The organism is Arthrobacter sp. BG3, from assembly GCF_056680185.1.
Window position 1 is genome coordinate 701462 of sequence record NZ_CM155270.1, and the last position, 21520, is coordinate 722981.

The 21520-nt window shown below is 66.6% G+C and carries 21 protein-coding genes and 1 tRNA gene; 6 read left to right on the top strand and 16 right to left on the bottom strand.

The genetic code is table 11. The features are described from left to right. Positions 1-134: 134 nt before the first annotated feature. Genes AC1MFL_RS03185 through pdhA form a run of 3 tightly spaced genes read right to left on the bottom strand, consistent with a single transcriptional unit; the run spans position 135 to position 3852 of the window. A complete protein-coding gene (locus tag AC1MFL_RS03185) occupies positions 135-1667 on the bottom strand; it encodes a dihydrolipoamide acetyltransferase family protein (RefSeq protein ID WP_479813419.1) in 1533 nt (510 codons plus the stop codon). Next, positions 1664-2674 (bottom strand): alpha-ketoacid dehydrogenase subunit beta, encoded by a 1011-nt coding sequence (locus AC1MFL_RS03190; protein ID WP_479813420.1) that lies wholly within the window; start codon positions 2672-2674, stop codon positions 1664-1666. Before AC1MFL_RS03190 ends, AC1MFL_RS03185 begins: the two co-directional genes overlap by 4 nt. Next, positions 2674-3852, bottom strand: coding sequence for a pyruvate dehydrogenase (acetyl-transferring) E1 component subunit alpha (gene pdhA / locus AC1MFL_RS03195; protein ID WP_479813422.1), 1179 nt, complete (start codon positions 3850-3852; stop codon positions 2674-2676). The genes AC1MFL_RS03190 and pdhA overlap by 1 nt, the downstream gene beginning before the upstream one ends. A 195-nt stretch (positions 3853-4047) precedes the next feature. Here pdhA and AC1MFL_RS03200 point away from each other — a divergent pair, with 195 nt between their 5' ends. Next, positions 4048-4521 (top strand): Lrp/AsnC family transcriptional regulator, encoded by a 474-nt coding sequence (locus tag AC1MFL_RS03200; RefSeq protein ID WP_479813424.1) that lies wholly within the window; start codon positions 4048-4050, stop codon positions 4519-4521. A gap of 116 nt (positions 4522-4637) precedes the next feature. Here AC1MFL_RS03200 and AC1MFL_RS03205 read toward each other — a convergent pair whose 3' ends face one another. Next, positions 4638-6254: a solute symporter family protein gene (locus AC1MFL_RS03205; protein ID WP_479813426.1), complete on the bottom strand. Its 1617-nt coding sequence runs from the start codon at positions 6252-6254 to the stop codon at positions 4638-4640. After that, on the bottom strand, positions 6251-6631 hold the full coding sequence (locus AC1MFL_RS03210; RefSeq protein ID WP_479813428.1) for a DUF485 domain-containing protein: 381 nt from the start codon (positions 6629-6631) through the stop codon (positions 6251-6253). The genes AC1MFL_RS03205 and AC1MFL_RS03210 overlap by 4 nt, the downstream gene beginning before the upstream one ends. 229 nt (positions 6632-6860) lie before the next feature. On the opposite strand from AC1MFL_RS03210, the gene AC1MFL_RS03215 reads away from it, so the two are divergent. Genes AC1MFL_RS03215 through AC1MFL_RS03230 form a run of 4 tightly spaced genes read left to right on the top strand, consistent with a single transcriptional unit; the run spans position 6861 to position 10681 of the window. After that, positions 6861-8078, top strand: a complete 1218-nt coding sequence (locus tag AC1MFL_RS03215) for a sensor histidine kinase (RefSeq protein WP_479813430.1) — start codon at positions 6861-6863, stop codon at positions 8076-8078. A 35-nt stretch (positions 8079-8113) separates the two neighbouring features. Continuing rightward, entirely contained in the window at positions 8114-8833 is a 720-nt protein-coding gene (locus tag AC1MFL_RS03220) for a LytR/AlgR family response regulator transcription factor (RefSeq protein ID WP_479813432.1), read from the top strand. Further along, positions 8830-9207, top strand: a complete 378-nt coding sequence (locus tag AC1MFL_RS03225) for a DUF485 domain-containing protein (protein ID WP_226761271.1) — start codon at positions 8830-8832, stop codon at positions 9205-9207. Before AC1MFL_RS03220 ends, AC1MFL_RS03225 begins: the two co-directional genes overlap by 4 nt. 7 nt (positions 9208-9214) lie before the next feature. After that, complete coding sequence (locus AC1MFL_RS03230; protein WP_479813434.1) at positions 9215-10681, top strand: sodium/solute symporter; 1467 nt, start codon at positions 9215-9217, stop codon at positions 10679-10681. A gap of 5 nt (positions 10682-10686) precedes the next feature. On the opposite strand, the gene AC1MFL_RS03235 is transcribed toward AC1MFL_RS03230, so the two are convergent. The 6 genes from AC1MFL_RS03235 to rpsB all read right to left on the bottom strand — a co-directional run bounded on the left by AC1MFL_RS03235 (position 10687) and on the right by rpsB (position 15808). Next, positions 10687-11265, bottom strand: a complete 579-nt coding sequence (locus AC1MFL_RS03235) for a DivIVA domain-containing protein (protein ID WP_479813436.1) — start codon at positions 11263-11265, stop codon at positions 10687-10689. Positions 11266-11346: 81 nt separating this feature from the next. Beyond that, on the bottom strand, positions 11347-12267 hold the full coding sequence (locus AC1MFL_RS03240) for a phosphatidate cytidylyltransferase (protein ID WP_479813438.1): 921 nt from the start codon (positions 12265-12267) through the stop codon (positions 11347-11349). Continuing rightward, positions 12267-12824 (bottom strand): ribosome recycling factor, encoded by a 558-nt coding sequence (gene frr / locus AC1MFL_RS03245; RefSeq protein WP_479813439.1) that lies wholly within the window; start codon positions 12822-12824, stop codon positions 12267-12269. The genes AC1MFL_RS03240 and frr overlap by 1 nt, the downstream gene beginning before the upstream one ends. A 122-nt stretch (positions 12825-12946) precedes the next feature. Further along, positions 12947-13684, bottom strand: a complete 738-nt coding sequence (gene pyrH / locus AC1MFL_RS03250; RefSeq protein ID WP_226761267.1) for a UMP kinase — start codon at positions 13682-13684, stop codon at positions 12947-12949. A gap of 208 nt (positions 13685-13892) precedes the next feature. Then, a complete protein-coding gene (tsf, locus tag AC1MFL_RS03255; protein WP_226761266.1) occupies positions 13893-14729 on the bottom strand; it encodes a translation elongation factor Ts in 837 nt (278 codons plus the stop codon). A 158-nt stretch (positions 14730-14887) separates the two neighbouring features. Continuing rightward, positions 14888-15808 (bottom strand): 30S ribosomal protein S2, encoded by a 921-nt coding sequence (gene rpsB, locus AC1MFL_RS03260; RefSeq protein WP_301229084.1) that lies wholly within the window; start codon positions 15806-15808, stop codon positions 14888-14890. Between the two features lie 531 nt (positions 15809-16339). On the opposite strand from rpsB, the gene AC1MFL_RS03265 reads away from it, so the two are divergent. Beyond that, entirely contained in the window at positions 16340-16936 is a 597-nt protein-coding gene (locus AC1MFL_RS03265; protein WP_479813440.1) for a M23 family metallopeptidase, read from the top strand. Between the two features lie 98 nt (positions 16937-17034). Here the strand turns inward: AC1MFL_RS03265 and AC1MFL_RS03270 are convergent, their stop codons facing one another. The 5 genes from AC1MFL_RS03270 to AC1MFL_RS03290 all read right to left on the bottom strand — a co-directional run bounded on the left by AC1MFL_RS03270 (position 17035) and on the right by AC1MFL_RS03290 (position 21489). After that, on the bottom strand, positions 17035-18225 hold the full coding sequence (locus tag AC1MFL_RS03270; protein WP_479813441.1) for an acyl-CoA dehydrogenase family protein: 1191 nt from the start codon (positions 18223-18225) through the stop codon (positions 17035-17037). Positions 18226-18501: 276 nt separating this feature from the next. Further along, positions 18502-18575, bottom strand: a tRNA-Ile gene (locus AC1MFL_RS03275). 82 nt (positions 18576-18657) lie between these two features. Further along, the gene (locus tag AC1MFL_RS03280) at positions 18658-19854 is read right to left on the bottom strand and encodes a glycosyltransferase (RefSeq protein ID WP_479813442.1); all 1197 of its coding nucleotides are present in this window, start codon (positions 19852-19854) and stop codon (positions 18658-18660) included. A gap of 94 nt (positions 19855-19948) precedes the next feature. Further along, positions 19949-20854, bottom strand: coding sequence for a DMT family transporter (locus AC1MFL_RS03285; protein ID WP_479813443.1), 906 nt, complete (start codon positions 20852-20854; stop codon positions 19949-19951). Further along, a complete protein-coding gene (locus tag AC1MFL_RS03290) occupies positions 20854-21489 on the bottom strand; it encodes a CDP-alcohol phosphatidyltransferase family protein (RefSeq protein ID WP_479813444.1) in 636 nt (211 codons plus the stop codon). The genes AC1MFL_RS03285 and AC1MFL_RS03290 overlap by 1 nt, the downstream gene beginning before the upstream one ends. Positions 21490-21520 lie beyond the last annotated feature (31 nt).

Below are 21520 nucleotides of genomic sequence, written 5' to 3' on the forward strand. Positions count from 1 at the left end.
CCGGCCGAAAACTGCCCGGTCCAAAACTGCCCGTAAGGATGCAGTCCCGAAGGATGCAGTCCGGCCCAAAACAACCTGCACACAACACAGCTGCCGGCCGCCCGAAGGGGCAGCCGGCAGCTGTGGAGGGGTCGCTAGACCATGGCGAGTGCCATGCCCGGATCGGACAGGATGGCGCCGAGGTCCTGCAGGAAGCGTGAGCCCTGTTCGCCGTCGACCAGGCGGTGGTCGAAGGACAGGCTGAGCGTCATGACCTGGCGCAGCGCCACCTCGTCCTGGTACTCCCACGGCATCTTCCGCACCGCGCCCAGGGCAAGGATCGCGGCCTCGCCCGGATTGAGGATGGGAGTGCCCGAATCGATGCCGAAGACGCCGATGTTCGTGATGGAAATTGTGCCCCCGGACAGGTTCGCCGGGCTGGTCTTGCCGGCGCGGGCCGTGTCCGTCAGTTCGGTCAGCGCCGTGGAGAGCTCCAGCAGGGACATCCGGTCGGCGTCCTTGATGTTCGGCACGGTCAGTCCGCGCGGGGTGGCGGCCGCGATGCCCAGGTTCACGTAGTTGTACTGGACGATCTCCTGCGTGCCGTCATCCCAGCGGGTGTTGAGCGTGGGGTGGTTCTTCAGCGCGATCAGCACGGCCTTGGAGACGAGGGTCAGCGGCGTGAGCTTGTATCCGGCAAACGCCCGGCTGGCCTTGAGCTTCGCCAGCAGTTCCATGGTGGGGGTGACGTCAATGGTGAGGAATTCCGTGACGTGCGGTGCGGTGAAGGCACTGGAGACCATGGCGGCGGCGGTGAACTTCCGCACGCCCTTGATCGGCGTCCGGGTTTCGCGCTCGCCCTGTGCCGGGGCCGGAACCGGGGTGGACACGCCCGCCAGGTCCCGGGGGGCCACCGGCAGGTCTCCCCCGCCGACGAAGTTACGGATGTCGTCCCGGGTGATGAGCCCGAACTCCCCGGTGCCGGAGACCAGGGCGAGGTCGACGCCGAGATCCTTGGCCAGTTTGCGCACCGGCGGCGTGGACCGCGGGCGTTCCCCGGCAACGGACGTGGTGCCGCCGGGCTGGGCCTCGGCCGGCATGGCCGCCGGTGCAGGCGCGGCAGCTTCGGCCGGCGCGGCCATCGGAGCGCGCTCGGCCGCCGGGGCGGTAGCCGCCGGGGCAGTTGCCACCGGCGCGGCCATCGGAGCGCGCTCGGCCGCCGGGGCGGTAGCCGTCGGGGCTGAAGACACCGGAGCCGAGGACACCGGGGCCGAGGACACCGGGGCAGCAGTCGGGGCGGCGAAGCTCCGGGCGCGGCGGGCGGGCCGGCCGGAATTCTCCAGGACAGCGCCGTAGCCGACGAGGTTCGGTTCGCGTTTGGCGGGCGCTGCGCCCTCCGCACCGCCGGCGGGACCGCCGTCGGAACTGCTGTCGTCGCCCTCCACTTCGAAGGAGACAATCGGCTTGCCGACCTCGACGACGGTGCCGGGCTGTTCGTGCAGGGCCGCGACAACACCGGCGAACGGCGAGGGAAGTTCGACGACGGCCTTGGCCGTCTCCACCTCCGCGATGATCTGGTTGAGCGCGACGGTATCCCCGACAGCGACCTTCCACGCGACGATTTCCGATTCAGTTAGACCTTCGCCGAGGTCCGGCAGCCTGAATTCCTTGATCATGGTGGCGCTCATCCTTCCAGTCCGCTCAGGGAGTTGGGGCGGCCCAGGGCGCGGTCGACGCCGTCCAGGATCCGGTCGAGGCCCGGGAGGTGGTGCATCTCCAGCTTCGAGTACGGGTAGGGGACGTCGAAGCCGGTGACGCGGACGGGGGCTGCCTCGAGGTGGTAGAAGCAGCGTTCGGTGATGCTGGCGGCAATCTCGGCGCCGATGCCACCGGTCTGGGAGGCTTCATGGGTAATGACGAGCCGGCCGGTCTTGCGGACCGAGGCTTCCAGGGTCGCGAAGTCCAGCGGGGCGAGCGAGCGCAGGTCGATGACCTCGATCGAAATCCCCTCGTCGGCGGCGGCGAGCGCGGCGTCCTTCGCGGTCTTGACGAGCGGGCCGTACGCCAGGAGTGTGACGTCGTTGCCTTCGGTGACGACGCGGGCCTTCTCCATCGACAGGGCGGCGCTGAGGTCCAGGGACTCGTCCACCTCGCCCTTGTCGTGGTAGCGGCGCTTGGGCTCGAAGTAGAGCACCGGATCATCCGAGGCGATGGCCTGCTGGATCATCGTGTGGGCGTCCTGCGGGTTGGAGACGCTGATGACACGCAGGCCCGAGGTGTGGGTGAAGTAGGCCTCGGGAGACTCGGAATGGTGTTCCGGGGAGCCGATCCCGCCGCCGAAGGGCACCCGGATGGTGATGGGCATCTTGACCGCGCCCTGGGTCCGGTAGTGCATCTTGGCGACCTGGCTGACGATCTGGTCGAATGCGGGGTAGATGAAACCGTCGAACTGGATCTCCACCACGGGGCGGTACCCCCGGTAGGCGAGGCCGACGGCGGTGCCCATGATCCCGGACTCGGCCAGCGGGGTGTCCACAACGCGGTGCTTGCCGAAATCCTTCTGCAGGCCGTCGGTGACGCGGAAGACACCGCCGAGGGCGCCGATGTCCTCGCCCATGAGGATCACCTTGGGATCGTTCTCAAGGGACTTGCGCAGGCCCGAATTGATGGCTCGGGCGAAGGTCATCTTCGTCATCAGCGTGCACCTTCTTCAGAAGCGGCTTCTGCGGGATCGCCGAAGGAAGCCAGGTAACGGGAATAGTGGTCCTGCTGGCGCTCCAGCGGGGAATGGGGCGTGCTGTACACGTGCTTGAAGATGTCCATCGGCTGCGGCTCGGGCATGTTGATGGTGCCGGACCGCAGGGCCTTGGCGACGGCGTCGGCCTTGGCGGCGACGGCGGTTTCGAGTTCCGCGGTGAGCAGTCCCTTGCGCTCCAGCAGTGACTTCAGCCGGGCGATCGGGTCCTTGGCGGCCCAGTCCTCGAGTTCGTTCGCGTCCCGGTACCGGGTGGGATCATCCGCCGTCGTGTGCGGACCCATGCGGTAGGTGACGGCCTCGATGAAGGTGGGGCCGCCGCCGTGGCGCGCACGGTCGGTGGCGATGCGGGTTGCCGCCATAACGGCCAGGACGTCGTTGCCGTCCACCCGCATGCTGGGGACGCCGAAGCCCGCGGCGCGGTCCGCGATCTGGATGTGCGACTGCAGCCGCACGGGTTCGGAAATGGCCCAGTGGTTGTTCTGGCAGAAGAAGACCACCGGGGACTGGAAGCTGGCGGCGAACACGAGTGCCTCATTGACGTCGCCCTCGCTCGTGGCGCCGTCGCCGAAGTAGGCCACGGCGACCGAATCGGCGCCGTCGTTCTGGATTCCCATCGCGTAGCCGGTGGCGTGCAGCGTCTGGGCGCCGATGATGATCTGCTGGGTGGCGACGTTGACCGTGTAGGGGTCCCAGCCGGCCAGGGCGTTGCCGCGCCAGGCTTTGACGATGTCCTCCGGGTTCACCCCGCGGCAATAGGCGACGCCGTTGTCGCGGTAGCTGGGGAAGACGAAATCGTCGTCGCGCAGGGCCCGGGCCGAACCGATCTGGGAGGCCTCCTGCCCCAGCAGCGGCGGCCAGAGGGCGAGTTCACCCTGGCGCTGCAGGGCGGTGGCCTCGGCATCGATGCGCCGGATGACCACCATGTCTTCGTAGAGCGCGCCCAGCTGTTCGTCGCTGACGTCCTGGACCCAGGGGTCGAACTCGGGATGGCTTACGCGTTCACCCCCGGGGGTGATGAGTTGGACGAGATCCCCGCCCGACCGCCTGTTTGATCCTGCACTGTTTCCGGGGCCCCCGGCGGAAATGCCGCCCTTGCCCGCGTCGTCGGTAAACACTGTTGTCCGCACCTTCTGACGTCGTCTGACCGGTGCTCGCAGGACTCGTGATCCCGGTGCGCGCCGGCCGCCCGGGCGCCGTTGCCCCGGATAGTTGTGACCCTACTCACAATGCCCATTGGGTACAACCACCTGCTAAAAAGTTGAGCATTCTGCACTGTCCGGCTTCGCGGCACCGTGCTAATCTTGCGCATTATGCAACCCTTGGATGGCACGGACACCCGCCTGCTTTCAGCCATGGCGCGGGACCCCCGCCAGACCGTGGTTGCGCTGGCGCAGAGGCTGGGTTTGTCGCGGAATACCGTACAGGCGCGGATGGCCCAGCTGGAGAAAAAACACGTCTTCCTGTCCTTCGAGCGGCGCATCAACCCCGCCTCGCTGGGCTACCCGTTGATGGCCTTCATCTCGGTGCACGTCCAGCAGCAGAAGCTCGGCACACTGGCGGTGGAACTGGCCGCCATTCCGGAAATCCTCGAGGGCTACGGCCTGACCGGCTCGGCGGACCTGCTGCTCCGGGTGGTGGCTCTCGACGCCGAGGACCTGTTCCGGATCAACGGCAAGATCCTGGCCTGCGACGGCGTGGACCGGACGGACACCGCCCTGGCGATGAGTGAGATGATCCCGTTCCGGATCCAGCCGCTGCTGGAACGCGGCTCGGCCGAAGGTTAAGGCACACGGCGGACGGCCCGGGCTCCGGACGCCCAAGACAAAACGGCAGGAGCCCCGTGCGGTTGCACGGGGCTCCTGCCGTTTCTCAGCCGGCGGGGACCGCCAGCGGTCGGTGCTTAGTGGTCGGTGGCCTTTTCGGCGCCCACACCCGTCAGGGAACGGACTTCCATTTCGGCCTGCTTGGTGGTGTCTTCCAGCTTCTTGTCCAGAATCGAGCCAAGCCAGCCCAGCAGGAACGCGAGCGGGATGGAGACGATGCCGGGGTTGCTGAGCGGGAAGATCGCGAAGTTGGCGCCCGGGATCATGGACGTCTTGGCACCGGAAACCACCGGGGACAGCGCGATCAGGATGATCGCCGAGCCCAGCCCGCCGTACATGCTCCAGAGGGCGCCCTGGGTGGTGAACTTGCGCCAGTAGAGCGAGTACACGATGGTGGGCAGGTTGGCCGACGCAGCGACCGCGAAGGCGAGAGCCACGAGGAACGCCACGTTCTGTCCGTTGGCGAAGATGCCGCCGGCGATGGCCAGAATCCCGATCACGATGACGGTCTTTCGGGCCACCTTCACCTCGGTCTCGGGGTCAGCCTTGCCCTTGGCGATAACGCTGGCGTAGATGTCGTGCGCGAACGACGCCGCTGCCGTGATGGTGAGGCCTGCGACGACGGCCAGGATGGTGGCGAAAGCCACCGCCGAGATAAAGCCGAGCAGCAGCGGCCCGCCGAGGTGGAACGCCAGCAGCGGTGCGGCCGAGTTGACGCCGCCCGGGGCAGCCTTGATGGTGTCAGCGCCCACCAGTGCCGCGGCACCGTAGCCCAGAACCAGGGTGAACACGTAGAACAGTCCGATCAGGCCGATCGACCAGACGACGGACTTGCGGGCTTCCTTGGCGGTCGGAACCGTGTAGAAGCGCATCAGCACGTGCGGCAGTGCCGCGGTACCGAGCACCAGGGCCAGGCCCAGGGACATGAAGTCGAGCTTGGAGGTTTCGGTCTTGCCGTACTGCAGGCCCGGGTTGAGCATGTTCGGGTTGCCCGAGGTTTCCACCGCGCCGCCGAGCAGGTCGGAGAGGTTGAAGCCGTAGAGGGCGAGGACCCAGAAGGTCATGACCGCAGCGCCGGCAATCAGCAGCATGGCCTTGATGATCTGCACCCAGGTGGTGCCCTTCATGCCGCCGATCAGTACGTACATGATCATCAGGGCGCCGACGACGATAATCACCAGGGACTGTCCGCCCCAGTCGCTGATGCCCAGGAGCAGGGAGATCAGGCTGCCGGCTCCGGCCATCTGTGCCAGGAGGTAGAAGAAGCAGACCGCGAGGGTGGAGATGGCTGCCGCGATGCGCACGGGACGCTGCTTGAGCCGGAAAGAGAGCACATCGGCCATGGTGAACTTGCCGGTGTTGCGAAGCAGTTCGGCGACGAGCAGCAGGGCGACGAGCCAGGCGACAAGGAAGCCGATGGAGTACATGAAGCCGTCGTAGCCGTTGATGGCGATGGCGCCGGTGATCCCCAGGAACGAGGCCGCCGAGAGGTAGTCGCCGGCGATGGCCGTGCCGTTCTGCGGGCCGGTGAAGGACCGTCCGGCGGCGTAGTAGTCAGCAGCCGTCTTGTTGTTGCGGCTGGCCTTGATCACAATGACCATGGTGACCGCCACGAACAGCGCGAAGATGCCCATGTTCAGCAGGGTGGTTTCCTTGAGATCCGCAACATTCACTGCGGGAACCATAAACGTCATTTCTCTACCCCGCTGATTTGGTTGCCATGCTTGTCGAATTCGTGGCCTTCGATTTCGTGGCGGATTTCCGCTGCGATCGGGTCAAGCTTCCGGTTCGAGTAGCTGACGTACCAGCCGGTGATGGCGAACGTGGTCACGAACTGAAGCAGGCCCATGATCAGGCCGACGTTGATGTTGCCCCAGACCTTCGTGGACATGAACTCCACCGCGTAGTCGGCCAGCAGGACATAAGCGAAGTACCAGAGCAGGAATGCAATGGCCATCGGAAAGACAAAGCTGCGGTGACGTTTGCGCAGTTGCTGGAACCGCTCCGTCGACTGGACTTCCTTGAAGTCCACGGCCGCCGTGGCGTCCGTTTCTTGGGCTTCGTGACCCATCGTTCCTCCTCATTGAGACTTTCGAGTCCACACCGGCTGTCCTGGCCTGCTCCAAACAGCCCGCGGGCCAATGTGACTGCAATCACTCTCTCGCGTGATGCGGCCTACATGCCACGACCGCCGTGCCCTACGTCGCTCAGCGGTCGGGATGTTGCGCTCAACGGTGCCTCAAACGGGGTCCGGAGGGCTCCCGGCCGCGGCCCGGCGGGTGCCGCGATACGCTGGGCGCATGCCCGACTCTCCGCTCTTCACCGCCGCCGCCATAGCCGTGATCGCGATGGCGATCGCCGTCGTCGTCGCCGTCGGGCTCAAGGTGCTCCGCTCTTTCCGGGAGCTCGGCACCGACGCGGAGCGGGCCACGTACAAGACGCTCCACGCGGCCTCCCGCGCCGGCCAGCACCTGCGCACCGGCCTCAACCCGGCCGGTGCCGCCAAGGCCAGCCGGCAGCTGCGCAGCCTGCTGGGCTGCGATGCGCTCGCGATCACCGACACCACCGGCGTGCTCGCCTGGGACGGTGCCGGCGAGGAGCTCAAGCCGGTCCTGATGGAGCTGGCAGCAGGAGTGCTCGACGGCGGCCACACCGCCGTCATTCCGGCCGGCGAGGTGCAGGAACTCGCGCAGGGCAAGAGCGCCGTCGCGACCCGGCCGGAGGTGGAACGCGCCGCGGTGATCGCCCCGATTAGGACCGGCACCCGTGTGGTGGGCGTGGTGGCCGCCTTCGCCCCCGCCGCCGGCGCCGGGTTGGTCCGGGCCACGGGCGAGGTGGCCGACTGGGTTGCCACGCAGGTGGAACTGGCCGAACTCGACGCCTCGCGCACGCTGCTGATGGAGGCCGAGGTGCGCGCGCTCCGGGCGCAGATCAGCCCGCACTTCATCTACAACTCCCTGAACGCGATCGCCTCCTTCATCAACACGGACCCGGTCCGGGCCCGTGAGCTCGTGGTGGAGTTCGCCGACTTCACCCGCTACTCCTTCCGCCGCCACGGTGACTTCACCACCCTGGCCGAGGAGCTTCGCTGCATTGACCGCTACCTCCTCCTGGAAAGGGCCCGCTTCGGGGACCGCGTGCAGGTGAGCCTGCGGATCGCCCCCGAGGTGCTCAGTACCGTGATCCCGTTCCTGAGCCTGCAGCCGCTGGTGGAAAACGCGGTCCGGCACGGCCTGGAGGCCAAGGAGGGCCCCGGCCACATCTCCATCACGGCCAACGACTCCGGCGCGTTCGCCGAGGTGAAAATCGAGGACGACGGCGTGGGGATGGACCCGGAACAGCTGCGGGCTGTCCTCGCGGGGCATGCCGACGGCGACCACGTCGGACTGCGCAACGTCGATGCCCGGCTGCGGCAGGTCTATGGCGACGAGCACGGGCTCGTGATCGAGACGGCCCCCGGTGAGGGCACGCTGATCACGATGCGTGTCCCCAAGTCGCAGCCCCGTCACGATGCCTGATAGGGGCCACACGCCTCCGGCGCTAGTCTTGGACCATGATTAACGTCCTCGTCGCCGACGACGAGCTGCCCGCCGTTGAAGAACTGGCCTTCCTCCTTGGCCGGGATGACCGGATCGGCACCATCCACCGGGCCTCCTCCGGGGCCGAGGCCCTGCGCGCCCTTGAGGCGGAGGACGTCGACGCCGTCTTCCTCGACATCCACATGCCCGCGCTCTCCGGGCTGGACATCGCCCGCGTGATCGCGCGCAGCACCAAGCCCCCTGCGGTGGTTTTCGTCACCGCCGACGAGGACTGCGCGCTGGAGGCCTTCGAACTCGCCGCCGTGGACTACCTGCTGAAACCCGTCCGTGCCGAGCGCCTGGCGAAGTCCATCGGCCGGATCAGCGAACTGCTCAAGGACGGCGCGCCGCGGCCGGAGATGATCACCGTGGACCTGGGCGGGACCACGAAGATGATCCGCCGCGAGGACGTCACCTACGTCCAGGCCCAGGGCGACTACGCCAGGCTGCACACCGCCGATGCGAGCTACCTCATCCGGGTTCCGCTGGCCGATCTGGAACAGCAGTGGGCGGACGCCGGGTTCATCCGGATCCACCGCTCCTACCTGATTGCGCTGAACCATGTCAGCCACATGAAGCTGGCCGCCGCCCGGCCCAGCGTCACCGTGGCCGGGGCGGAACTGCCCATCAGCCGGCGGCACCTCCCGTCGGTCCGGGAAAAGCTTGAGGCGACCCGGATCCGGCCGCAGGCATGACCCGCGTCCGCGTCACCGCACCCCGCAGCATCACACCGGGCACCACGGCGCTGCCGTCGGCGCGGTCGGCTGCTGATTCGCGCGACGCCGCCGAGGAATCCGACGCCGGGCAGGTGTTTGTCCGCTCGCTGATCCGCACACAGCTGCGCCTGGGGGTTGTCGTGGCCGCAGGGTTCCTGCTGATCCTGGTGGCGTTCCCGCTCATGCTGGGGCTCGTGCCCGGCCTCGCGGAGTCGACCATTGTGGGGCTGCCCTTCGACTGGGTGCTGCTGGGCGTCGGGATCTATCCGGTGGTCGGGCTCAGCGCCTGGCTCTTCATCCGGACGGCGGCCCGGAACGAGGCCCGGTACCGGGACCTCGTCGGGGACAAGTGAGGCGCCCGTGAACCCGGTCGTCGGCATCGCCGCCTTTGCCGGAGTCTCGGTGGCCACCGCCGTCATCGGTTTTTACGGGCTTCGGATCTCGCGCACCACCGGGGATTTCTACGTGGCCTCGCGGACCGTCAGGCCGTGGTGGAACGCCTCGGCGATCGGCGGCGAGTACCTGTCGGCGGCGAGCTTCCTGGGCGTCGCCGGGCTCATCCTGCTCTCCGGAACGGACGCCCTGTGGTTTCCGGTGGGGTACACCGCCGGCTACCTGATGCTGCTGCTCTTTGTCGCGGCTCCGCTGCGCCGCTCCGGCGCCTACACCATTCCCGACTTCACCGAAGCGCGGCTCGACTCCCGCGTGGTGCGCAGCGTTACCAGCGTCGTCGTCGTCATGGTCGGCTGGCTGTACATCGTCCCGCAACTCCACGGCGCGGCGCTGGCCATCCGGATCACCACCGGGCTGCCGGCGTGGGTGGGGCAGGTGGCGGTGGTCGCCGTCGTCTGCGTCACCGTGGTGGCCGGCGGCATGCGGTCCATCACTTTTGTCCAGGCGTTCCAGTACTGGCTGAAGCTGACGGCGCTGGCATTGCCCATCCTGTTCATCGTCTTCACGCTGGCCGGCTCCGGGACTCCCGCCGTGGCGGCGGCGTCGGTGAACCCCACTGCGGTGGCCCCGGCCGGGCTGTACCAGAACATCTCGCTGCTGGTGGCCCTGCTCTTTGGCACGCTGGGGCTGCCGCATGTGTTGGTGCGTTTCTACACGAACCCGGACGGGCAGTCGGCCCGCCGGACCACCCTGATCGTGCTGGGCCTGCTCTCGGTTTTCTATCTGTTCCCGACGGCCTACGGGCTGATCGGCCGGATGTTCGCTCCGGCGCTGGCGCAGAGCGGGCAGGCCGATGCGCTGGTGCTGCTCCTCCCCGGACAGCTGATTGGCGGGGTCGCCGGAGACCTGCTGTCTGCCCTGGTGGTCGCGGGGGCGTTCGCCGCCTTCCTGTCCACCACCTCCGGGCTGGTGGTCTCGCTCGCCGGGGTGATCAGCCAGGACCTGTTCGGCGGCAGCGTCCGCGGCTTCCGCTGGGCGGCGGTGATCTCCGCCGTCGTTCCGCTGGGGATCGCGTCCATGACCGGTTCCCTCGCGCTGGCCGGCAGCGTGGGCATGGTGTTTGCATTTACCGCCTCAACCATCTGCCCGGTGCTGCTGCTGGGCATTTGGTGGCGCGGGCTGACCGACGCCGGGGCAATCGCCGGCATGGCGACCGGGGCGGTGCTGTGCGGCGGGGCGATAGTGGCCGGCGCCGTGCTGGGCGCCGACGGTCCGCCGTCGTGGCTGGCGCAGCCGGCGGCGTGGACCGTGCCGGCGGCGTTTGCCGTGACGGTCTTGGTTTCCCGGGCCACCAGGAACCGGGTGCCCAGGACCATCACCCGGCTCATGACGCGGCTGCACACTCCGGAACGGCCGCTGGTCACCGAGCGCTGACTCGCTCAGTCGATGGCGGCCATGAGTTCGACGACGCGGTCCAGGAAGGCGTCCACCTGGTTTTCCTCATAGCCGTCCTGGCCGAGGGCGGGACGGAAGACGGCGCGGCGGACATTGTCCACGCTCAGCGGCTTGTCCTGTTCGAGGTAGCCGATCAGCTCGTGGCAGAGGTCGTCGACGTCCGTGGTGTTGTAGCTGCGCGCCTTGGCCTTGGCCGGGCGCCGGAAGCGCTGGCCGTCGGGGCGGTGCAGCCGCCCGCGCAGCACCCCGGCGAGCCGGCCGATCTCGCGGAGCCACGCCTCTTCGCCGCTTTCCGCGACGAGTTCGTCACGTTCCCGACGGGCGAGGGCATCCTCCAGCCGGTCCAGCGCCGCGTCCACGCCGGCCGCGGCATAGCCGCCCTTGACCGGGTCAAAGGACACCGCCCTGACGTCCGCGCTTCCGACCGGACGGGCGGCGGCCTGGGGAGATTCGAACGACACCCGTGCGCGCTGCATGAACTCGTCGACTTGCTTGGCGTTGTAGCCGTACTGGGTCCGCTGCACGCGGTCAAAAGACGCAGGAATCTGCCGTTGAATGTCCACTGTAACTATTGTTTCCTTCAATGCCGTTCGGCTGGTTTGTCCGGCACCATTCTAGGGGCCGAGGGTGGGACAGGAGCCGCCTCAGACGCCGGCAAAGATCGAGTAGAGAATAAAGGCCACCGGGGAGGCAAAGACGATTGAGTCCAGCCGGTCCATGACCCCGCCGTGGCCGGGCAGGATGCTGCTCATGTCCTTGATCCCGAGTTCGCGCTTCACCATGGATTCAGAAAGGTCCCCGGCGGTGGCTGCTGCGACCATGCCAACGGCCAGCGCCACCCCGACCCACCAGGGTTTGTCCAGCACGAAGACGGCGGCGAGCACGCCGATCACGGTCGCACCGGCAATGGAGCCGGCGAAGCCTTCCCAGCTCTTTTTGGGGCTGATCTTCGGCGCCATCGGGTGCTTGCCGAGCGAGGCGCCGACGAGATATCCGAAGGTGTCGTTGGCGACCACCAGCAGCAGGAGGGTGGCGATCTCCCACGCTCCCGGGGGGACCACGCCGTCGGGCCACAGCCCGACCGGCGTCTGACCCACAGCGGTGTGCAGCGGCAGCACCGCGAAGCTGATGAAGAACGGAATCCAGGCCAGCGTGAAGACGCCGGCGAAAATGCTCCGCGCGGAACCGGCCGCACCCTCCAGGGACCGCCAGATCAGCACCGCGACACTGCTGAGCATGATGGCGAACAGGAGGCTTTCGAGACCGCCGAAGTAGGCGGCGGTGGGCATCGCAACGGTGCCGGTCATCACCGGAATGATGGGCAGCCTGGTCCCGGAGGTTTCCAGTGCCCGGAAGAATTCCCAGACGCCGAAGACCCCGAAAGCGGTGACGATCAGCACAAAGCCCAGCGGAAGGAGCAGCAGTCCGCCCAGGACGATAATGAGCATGCCCAGCCCCACCGCCGTGGCGGCGGGAAGGTTCCTGCCGGCCTTGGGCGTCGGGTTCCTCCGTTGTTTCCCCCGCAGCCGGACGTCTGCTGCGCGGTCCCCCTGTTCCTGCGCCATCAGACCTCGAGCAGCTCGGCTTCCTTGCGCTTGAGCAGCTCGTCGATCCCGTCGACGTGGGCCTTGGTCATGGCGTCCAGTTCCTTTTCGCCACGGCTGCCCTCGTCCTCGCCTGCTTCGCCGTCCTTGACCAGCTTGTCCAGGGTTTCCTTGGCTTTGCGGCGGATGTTGCGGATGGACACCTTGGCGTCCTCGCCCTTGGCCTTGACGATTTTGACGTACTCCTTGCGGCGCTCCTGTGTGAGGTCCGGGATGGTGATCCGGATGACGTTGCCGTCGTTGGAGGGGTTGGCTCCCACCTCGGAGTCGCTCAGGGCGCGTTCGATATCGCGCAGGGCGGTCTTGTCGAAGGGCGTGATAAGGATGGTGCGGGCGTCCGGAACGGCGAAGGAGGCCAGCTGCTGCAGCGGCGTCGGGGAACCGTAGTAGTCCACCAGGACCCTGTTGTAGAGGCCCGGGGTGGCGCGGCCGGTACGGATCGAGGCGAAGTCTTCCTTGGCTACTTCAACCGCCTTGTCCATCTTGTCCCCGGCTTCGAGCAAGGTTTCTTCGATCACGATCTCTCCTCAGAAATTGGTGCACCCGCCGCTGGCGGGGGTGCTGCACGGTCATGCTTGAGTTCCGCCTGGATACCCCGGTTTCGGGGTGCGGAACTGTCCTGAAAACATCCTAGCCGCTGCTAGGGGGTGACGACGGTGCCCAGGTCCTCCCCCAGGATGGCCCGGGTGACGTTGCCTTCGCCTTCCATGCCGAATACCACCATGGTGAGCTTGTTGTCCTTGCACATGGTCATGGCGGTCTGGTCCATCACGCGGATGTCGCGGCGGAGGGCCTCGTCGTAGCTGAGGTGGTGCAGCTTCTCGGCGGTGGGGTCCAGCTTCGGGTCGGCGGTGTAGACGCCGTCGACCCCGCTCTTGGCCATCAGGACAACGTCCGCGTGGACCTCCATGGCGCGCTGCGCGGCCACGGTGTCCGTGGAGAAGTACGGCAGTCCGGCGCCGGCGCCGAAGATGACGACGCGGCCCTTTTCCATGTGGCGGATGGCGCGGCGCGGAATGTACGCCTCGGCGACCTGGCCCATGGTGATGGCACTCTGGACACGGGTTTCGACGCCGGCCTGTTCCAGGAAGTCCTGGAGGGCCAGGCAGTTCATGACCGTGCCGAGCATGCCCATGTAGTCGGCGCGGGAACGGTCCATGCCGCTCTGCGACAGTTCGGCGCCGCGGAAGAAGTTTCCGCCGCCGACGACGATCGCAACTTCGACGTCGGGGACTGCTGCGGCGATCTGCTTGGCCACGCCGCGGACGGTATCCGGGTCGACGCCCAGCTTCCCGCCGCCGAAGACCTCGCCCGAGAGCTTCAACAGAACTCGGCGCCGGCTCTTTTTTGGCTGGGCTGAAGTGGTGACGGTTTCCATGGTGCCTTCCCGTTGGTGAACTCTGAGCTAGGTTATCGTGCCGGGGACCAAAGGCGTCATTCCGCCCGGACCCGGGTCTGCCCCGGGACGGGTGTCCCGGGGCAGACCCTGTGTGCATGCAAAAGGGGCGGCCACCGCAGTGACCACCCCCTCAGCGTGTCCGACTACAGTCCGACTACTGTCTGACCGGTGCCCGACTAATGCCTGACTAGGAACCGACGCGGAAACGCGCGAATGCGGTGCCCTTGACGCCGGCCTCGGAGAGGACCTGCGCGACAGACTTCTTGGCATCCTTGGCGAATGCCTGGTCAAGGAGAACCTCGCCCTTGTAGAAGCCCGTGACGCGGCCTTCCACAATCTTGGTCATTGCCGCTTCGGGCTTGCCTTCAGCCTTGGCGGTTTCCTCGGCGATGCGACGCTCGGACTCGACGAGGTCGGCCGGAACATCCTCGCGGGAGAGGTAGTTCGGGGACATCGCGGCGATGTGGACGGCGACGTCGTGGGCTGCGGTGGCAGCTGCTTCGCCTTCGCCGTCAACAGCGAACAGGACGCCGACCTGGGCCGGGAGATCCTTGGAGGTCTTGTGCAGGTAAGCGTCGACCGTGGCGGCTTCGAGGCGGGCGATGCGGCGGACAACAACCTTCTCGCCGAGCACTGCGCCCTCTTCGACGACGACCTCGGACAGCGGCTTGCCGTCCACCTCGGTGGCGAGCAGGGTCTCGAGATCGGCAGCGCCGGACTCGACTGCAACGGCCAGGACCTTGTCGGCGAGCTGGATGAACTTGTCAGCCTTCGCAACGAAGTCGGTCTCGCAGTTGACTTCAATCATCACGCCAACGCCGCCGGCGACCTTGGCAGCAACCAGGCCTTCCGCGGTGGAGCGGCCTTCGCGCTTGGTAGCGCCCTTGAGGCCCTTGATGCGGATGATTTCGATGGCCTTCTCGGCGTCACCGTTGGCTTCGTCAAGAGCCTTCTTGACATCCATCATGCCGGCGCCCGTGCGCTCGCGCAGAGCCTTGATATCAGCGGCAGTGTAGTTCGCCATGTGAACCCCTCTGTCTAGAAAATTTTATGTGGTGTACGGACTGACAGGACGGCAGCTCACCCGGTGAGCGGCCATCCTGTCAGTTTCCCTACGCTGCGTTGAACAGGTGGGGAGATCCGGATCTATGTGTCAGCTGAGAAAAGCAGACTTTGGTCTGGCTACTTTGCTTCGCCGGCGGCGTCGTCAGCAGCCGGGGTAGCCTCGGCAGCTGCCGGGGCTTCCTCTGCAGCGGCGGGCGCTTCTTCAGCAGCCGGAGCAGCTTCAGCGGCCGGAGCGGCTTCTGCGGCCGGAGCGGCAGCAGCCTCTTCGGTCTTGCTGCCTTCGAGGAGCTCGCGCTCCCACTCAGCCAGCGGCTCTTCCGGTGCTTCCGTGGTGCCGGTGGCGCGCTGGTTGCGGGCGATGAGGCCCTCAGCAACGGCGTCAGCAACAACGCGGGTCAGCAGGTTGACGGAGCGGATGGCGTCGTCGTTACCCGGGATCGGGAAGTCGACTTCGTCCGGATCGCAGTTGGTGTCCAGGATGGCCACAACCGGGATGTTCAGCTTCTTGGCTTCGTCGACAGCAAGGTGTTCCTTCTTGGTGTCAACGATCCACAGCGCGGAAGGCGCCTTGGTCAGGTTGCGGATACCACCGAGGTTGGTTTCCAGCTTGGTGAGTTCGCGGCGAAGGAGCAGCAGTTCCTTCTTCGTGTACGCGGAACCGGCGACGTCGTCGAAGTCAATCTCTTCGAGTTCCTTCATGCGCTGGATGCGCTTGGAGACCGTCTGGAAGTTGGTCAGCATACCGCCGAGCCAACGCTGGTTGACGTACGGCTGGCCAACGCGGGTGGCCTGCTCGGCGATGGATTCCTGCGCCTGCTTCTTGGTGCCGACGAAGAGAACGGTGCCGCCGTGTGCAACGGTGGCCTTCACGAACTCGTAGGCGCGGTCGATGTAGGACAGCGACTGCTGCAGGTCAATGATGTAGATCCCGTTGCGCTCCGTGAAGATGAATCGCTTCATCTTCGGGTTCCAACGGCGGGTCTGGTGTCCAAAGTGGACGCCGCTGTCAAGCAGCTGGCGCATAGTTACGACGGGCATGCCGGCGCTCCTTCCGGCAGGTCATTCATGAGACAGCCCATGGGCTGTCTTACCCTGCCAATAGTTGACGGTTATTAGCAACGCCCAGGCGGGCGGTGCTCCTGGCATCCACTGCGCTTCTTCTCCGGACCATGGGCCCGGACCGAAAGGGGCGCAGTCCTCCGCACCCTGAAGAGTTCAAGCTTCGAATGAGGAGGGCTGGATACGCGTAGTCAGCCGCTGCTCCCCCGCACCCCTGAATGAGGCGTGCCGGCTTAGACAAGTACTTTGATCAAGCGTGAGGGCACAGCAAACTGCTCCATCAAGTGTACTACAGGGCCGGTGCCGGATTGGACGGTTTCCAAGGGCTGCCCGTGGGGTCCGCCGCGGTATTCCGGGCATCCGTGCCGGCGTTTTGCTGCAGGTCGGTGCCGGTTTGTTGCCGGCGTGCGGCGGCTGGCAACGGCTAGGCCCTCGACTTCTATCCGCTTCTATCCACATAGACCGGATGGGTGCTTACTTACGATCCGGCGGGGGCGGCAGGCTGGGTCCATGAAGACTCCGGCGTCCATGTCCGCCCTTGTTGCCGCATTGCTCCTGGCGTTCACACCCGCGGCGGCGCCCACCGGCCCCGGCCTGGCAAGCGGCGCGGCCACCGGTCCCGAGGCGGGGGCAGCGTTCGGCGTGGCGACTGACACAGCCCCGGGACCCGGCGCGGCGACCGGTTCGTGGATCTGGCCGCTGGATCCCAGGCCTGCCGTGGCCCGCGCCTTTGATCCGCCGGCCAAGCCGTGGCAAAGCGGCCACCGCGGCGTCGACCTCCGGGCGGCGTACCACGGCGCCCCGGTCGTCTCGCCGGCGGCCGGCACCGTGAGCTTTGTCGGCGTGGTGGTGGACCGACCGGTCATCACTGTTGACCACGGCAACGGACTGCGGAGCAGCTTCGAGGCGGTGCGCAGCGACCTCGCCGAGGGGGCCGCCGTCGCGGCCGGGGATGTGCTGGGGTGGATCCAGCCCGGCCACTGCGGTCCGGTCCCCTGCGTCCACTGGGCTGTTCGCCGCGGAGAGGCATACCTCAATCCACTGGCCTTCGTGACGGACCTGCGGCCCTCCGTCCTGCTTCCGCCCCGGGATCCCGCACCTGGATAGGGGCGCGGAGGGCAAATCAGGATGAAGGGCCGCGGGCAGTGCTGCCGGCCGCCCGGCGCGGGGCGTCTTGGGGCCGCCGTGCGCCGTGGGGCCGTTTCCTAGACGATCGCGGAGATTCCCGTGATCGCCCGGCCGGTGACGAGGGTGTTGATCTCGTGGGTGCCCTCGTAGGAGTAGATGGCTTCGGCATCCGAGAAAATCTTAGCCATCTCGTAGTCCGTCACGATCCCGTTGCCGCCGAGGATGCTGCGGCCCAGCGCGACGCTCTCGCGCATACGGGCCGTGGTGAAGGCCTTGGCCAGGGCGGACTGCTCGTCCTTGGCCTGGCCCAAATCCTCCAGTTGCGAGAGCCGGACCATCATGCCCATCGAGCTGACCGCGTTGCCAAGAATCTGCACGAGCTGGTGCTGCACCAGCTGGAAGGAGGCGATCGGACGTCCGAACTGGTGGCGTTCCACGGCGTAGCGGCGGGCGACGTCGAAGGCGGCAAGCTGCTGGCCGACGGCCTGCCAGGCGACGGACAGTCGGGTCACCTTGAGGACCTTGTTCGTGTCGCGGAAGCTGTTGGCGTTTGCGAGCTTGAAGAAGTCCGGCACCACGACGTTTTCGAGGGTGATGTCGGCGTTCTGCACCGTGCGCAGGGAGATCTTGTTCTCGATCTTGGTGGCGCTGTAGCCCTCAGTCTTGGTGTCGACGAGGAAGCCCTTGACCTGGTTGTCGGCGAGGTCGCGGGCGAAGATGACAACCCAGTCGGAGAAGGTGGCGTTGCCGATCCAGCGCTTGGCGCCGTTGAGGATCCAGCTGTCCCCCTCGCGGCGTGCCGTCGTGCGGGTGCCGCCGGCGACGTCGGACCCGCCCAGGGGTTCGGTGAGGCCGAAGGCGCCGATCTTCTTGAGCGAGTAGATGTCCGGAAGCCAGGCTTCCTGCTGTTCCTCGGAGGCGAGTGCTTCGATGGAACCCGTGAAGAGTCCGTCATGGACGCCCAGGAAGGTGGCGATGGAGGTGTCGGCACGGGTTGCCTCGGCATGCATGATTCCCGCGAAGAGGTTGGAGTAGCCCTGCCTCTTGACCGGGCTGACCAGGTCGATCTCGGCGAGCTTCGGAATCAGATCCATCGGGAACTCGGCGCGGTTCCAGCAGTCGACGGCGATCGGCTTAACCTCGCGGGCCAGGAACTCGCGGACCTCCACCAGCCGGTCCTGCTCCTTGGCGCTGAGCAGCTGCTCGAAGGCAAAGAAGTCGCCATCGGCGTACGGGAGATTGTTGATGTCGATGTCAGCTTTGGACATGGTGTTCCTTCACGTGTGATCAGCAGCGGCCACAATGACGCGGGCGTCGCGCGGCGGAATGTTACTCATCAGTAACTTATCGCAATTCGCGCGAACACCGCAAGTGATGAAGCTAACGCTGGAGGGCCGCACCGGAACCAGGCACGGGCTGGGCCGGGGAACAGGCGCCCGGTGAACAGGAGCTGGATGCGATAACGCAGAGGAGCCGCAGCCGGCGTCGAAACGTCGGCCGCGGCTCCTTCAGCTGCGGGTCCCGGACGGGGTCCGGCAGAAATGTAGGGCTACTCGGACTTGAACCGAGGACCTTAGGATTATGAGTCCCGCGCTCTAACCAGCTGAGCTATAGCCCCGTGGGCCCGGACACCGTTCCGGCCCTCGACGGGCCGGATGGTTTCCGGGCGAAAATCACTCTAACAATAGTAGTGGCCCGATTCAGACGACGAGGTCGTCGTAGCTCGCGCCGCGGTAGAGATCCTCGAAAGCCTGCAGGGTGCGTTCGATGCTGTGGTTCTCCACGATCCCCCGGCTCGCCTTGCCCATGGCCTCCAGCTCGTCCGCGGGGAGCGAGAGCACGCGGACCATCTTGGCTGCAAGGTCGTCGCTGTCATTGGGCGTGAACAAGTAGCCGTTCTCCCCGTCGCGCACCAGGTGCGGCAGGGCCATGGCGTCCGCGAGAAGCACCGGTGTGGAGGCCGACATCGCTTCGAGCGTCACGAGGGACTGCAGTTCGGCCGTGCCGGGCATGCAGAACAGGTCCGCTGCAATGTAGGCCTTGCGGAGGTCGGCGTCGCTGGCCAGTCCCAGGAACTTGACCCGGTCCTGCAAACCGAGGCGGGCCACCTGCGCCTCGAGGGCAGGGCGCACTTCGCCGCCGCCAACGACCTCCAGATGGATATCCAGCTCCTTGGGCGTCTTGGCGACAGCGTCGATCAGGACGTCGATGTGTTTTTCCTCGGCGAGCCGGCCGACGAACAGCACGGTGGGGCTGGAGTGGCGCTCCAGCTCTTCGCCGGGCTTGAGTTCGTAGGCCGCGGAGTCGATGCCGTTGGAAAGCGGCAGGACCTCGCGGAGGAAGGCATGCTGGTGCATTGCCGTCGCCGCCAGGGGCGTGGGGGTGGTGATGACGTCGGCCTGGCCCATGACCTTGCCCATGTCCTTCCAGGAAATGCGACCCACGATGTCCTTGAACCACTGCGGGAAGGGCAGGAAGGGGTTCAGGTTCTCAGGCATGAAGTGGTTGGTCGCCACGATCCGGATGCCACGCTTGACGGCCTCGTAGAGGACGTGCTCCCCGATCATGTAGTGGCTCTGGATGTGCACGACGTCGGGCTTGACGCGGTCGAACAGGAGGCTGATTTCCTTCTTGATCTCCCAGGGGAAGGTGATCCGGAAGTATTCGTGGGTGGGAACCGAGTGCGAGCGGATCCGGTGGACAGTGCCCTCGTCGCTGAACTCGGTGTAGCTCTTGCCCTTGTCCGGGCGGCAGGCCAGGACGTGAACATCGTGTCCGCGCGCCTTCATGCCCTTGGCCAGGCGGTAGCTGAACATGGCGGCGCCGTTGACGTGGGGCGGATAGGTGTCCGCAGCGATCAGGATGGTCAGCGGATGCTGGTTGTCGGGCATGGTCACGTGGAGAGCTCCTGGTGGTCACGGTGCGGGCAGCTGGGACGGTGATGGCCGTCGGTGCAGGCGTGCCGGGCCTACTGCTGAGGTCTGGATTGCCCTAGGACACCCGGCCTGCGGCCTTCCGAGCGTCTTTCTTGCGCTTGGTGACTTCGGGATGGTGCCTGGACAAAGCGATCACTCCCACGATAGCAAGCGATCCGGCTGCGCCCATCGCAATCGCCGTCACGGCGTGGACATCGGGGCGCAGCTCACCGAGGATGGTGATGCCGATCGCAATGCCGACCATCGGGTCGATGACCGTCAGCCCGGCGATCACAAGGTCCGGTGGGCCCCCGGAGTAGGCGTTCTGGACGAACCACGAGCCGAGGCCTCCGGCGGCGATGATGGCGACCACCGAATACCACGGGACATTCAGCACCCCCAGGCCGTTCGGGTCCAGCAGGTGCTTGCCGATGATCCGGGTCAGGACGGCGACAAAGCCGAACAGGATGCCCGCGCCGAGGATGTAGATGAAGGCGCTCATCCGGTGCTTGAACATCAGGGCGAGTGTTCCGAACAGCCCGACCGCCAAAGCCAGCAGCAGCACGATGGTCAGCTCATCGGAGGAGCTGACCTTGTGGGTCTCCTGGGTCACGGTGACCGCCAGCACCACAAACAGCGCCGAACCCGTGACGCAGGCGGAAATCGCCACCACCGTGGCCCGGTTCATGGTCAGCCCCTGGTCCTTGGTGTTGACGATGGTGGTGATGACGAGGGCGATCGCCCCGATCGGCTGGACCACTGTGAGCGGCGCCATGACCAGGGCGACGGCGTTCATCGCCATGCCCACACACAGCAGCAGGAGGCCAAAGACCCAGCGGGGGCTGCGGATCAGGCGGAGCATCCCGTGGCTGCTGAGCGCGAGGCCCCCGGTGTCGGCCTTGACCGCGCTGCCCTGGCGCTGGGCGCCGAAAGCGAGGCAGAACGCGCCCAGCACAGCAAGCATGACGGCGAACCACACCATCAGCGCGTGCCGTCTTCGGCATCGAGTTTGGCGGCCTTAAGCATCTTGCCTTTGCGGATGATGGCCCAGAAGTAGTTGTAGCCGGCGATCCAGTGTCCTACCAGCCCGAGACCGAGGAAGATCCAGGCGGCCACTAAGTAAATCTCCGCGCCGGGCACCGGAAGCTTTGAGAGTACGAGCAGCGGGGTGCCGGCCAGGAGGAGTGCGGTCCGGATCTTGCCGACAGTGCTTACTGGCAGGTCGGGGTGGCCGTGGAAGTAGTAGAGCGACAGGGCGAGAAGGATGGCATCCGGGACGAGCAATGCCGCGAGGTACCACCACTCCACGACGCCGGCGATCACGAGCGTCACGGCGACTGCGATCAGCGCGAGCCGGTCCGCAATGGGATCCATGACCCGCCCAAGGTTGGACATCTGGTCGAAGCGGCGGGCGAAGTAGCCGTCCACCCAGTCGGTGCTGCCCATAATGGCCAGCACGAGGGCGGCGTAACCGTATTCCTGCTGCCCGAGGACGAGCCAGATGAAGAGCGGGACGCCGAGGAACCGCACCACCGTCACCACGTTGGGGATGGTGAAGACCCTGTCGTGGTGGGTCTGGGCCTGACCAGGCCGGGAACCAGCGCCAATGAACTTCATCCAGTCCCCCTTTCCGTGGCCAGCAACGTTT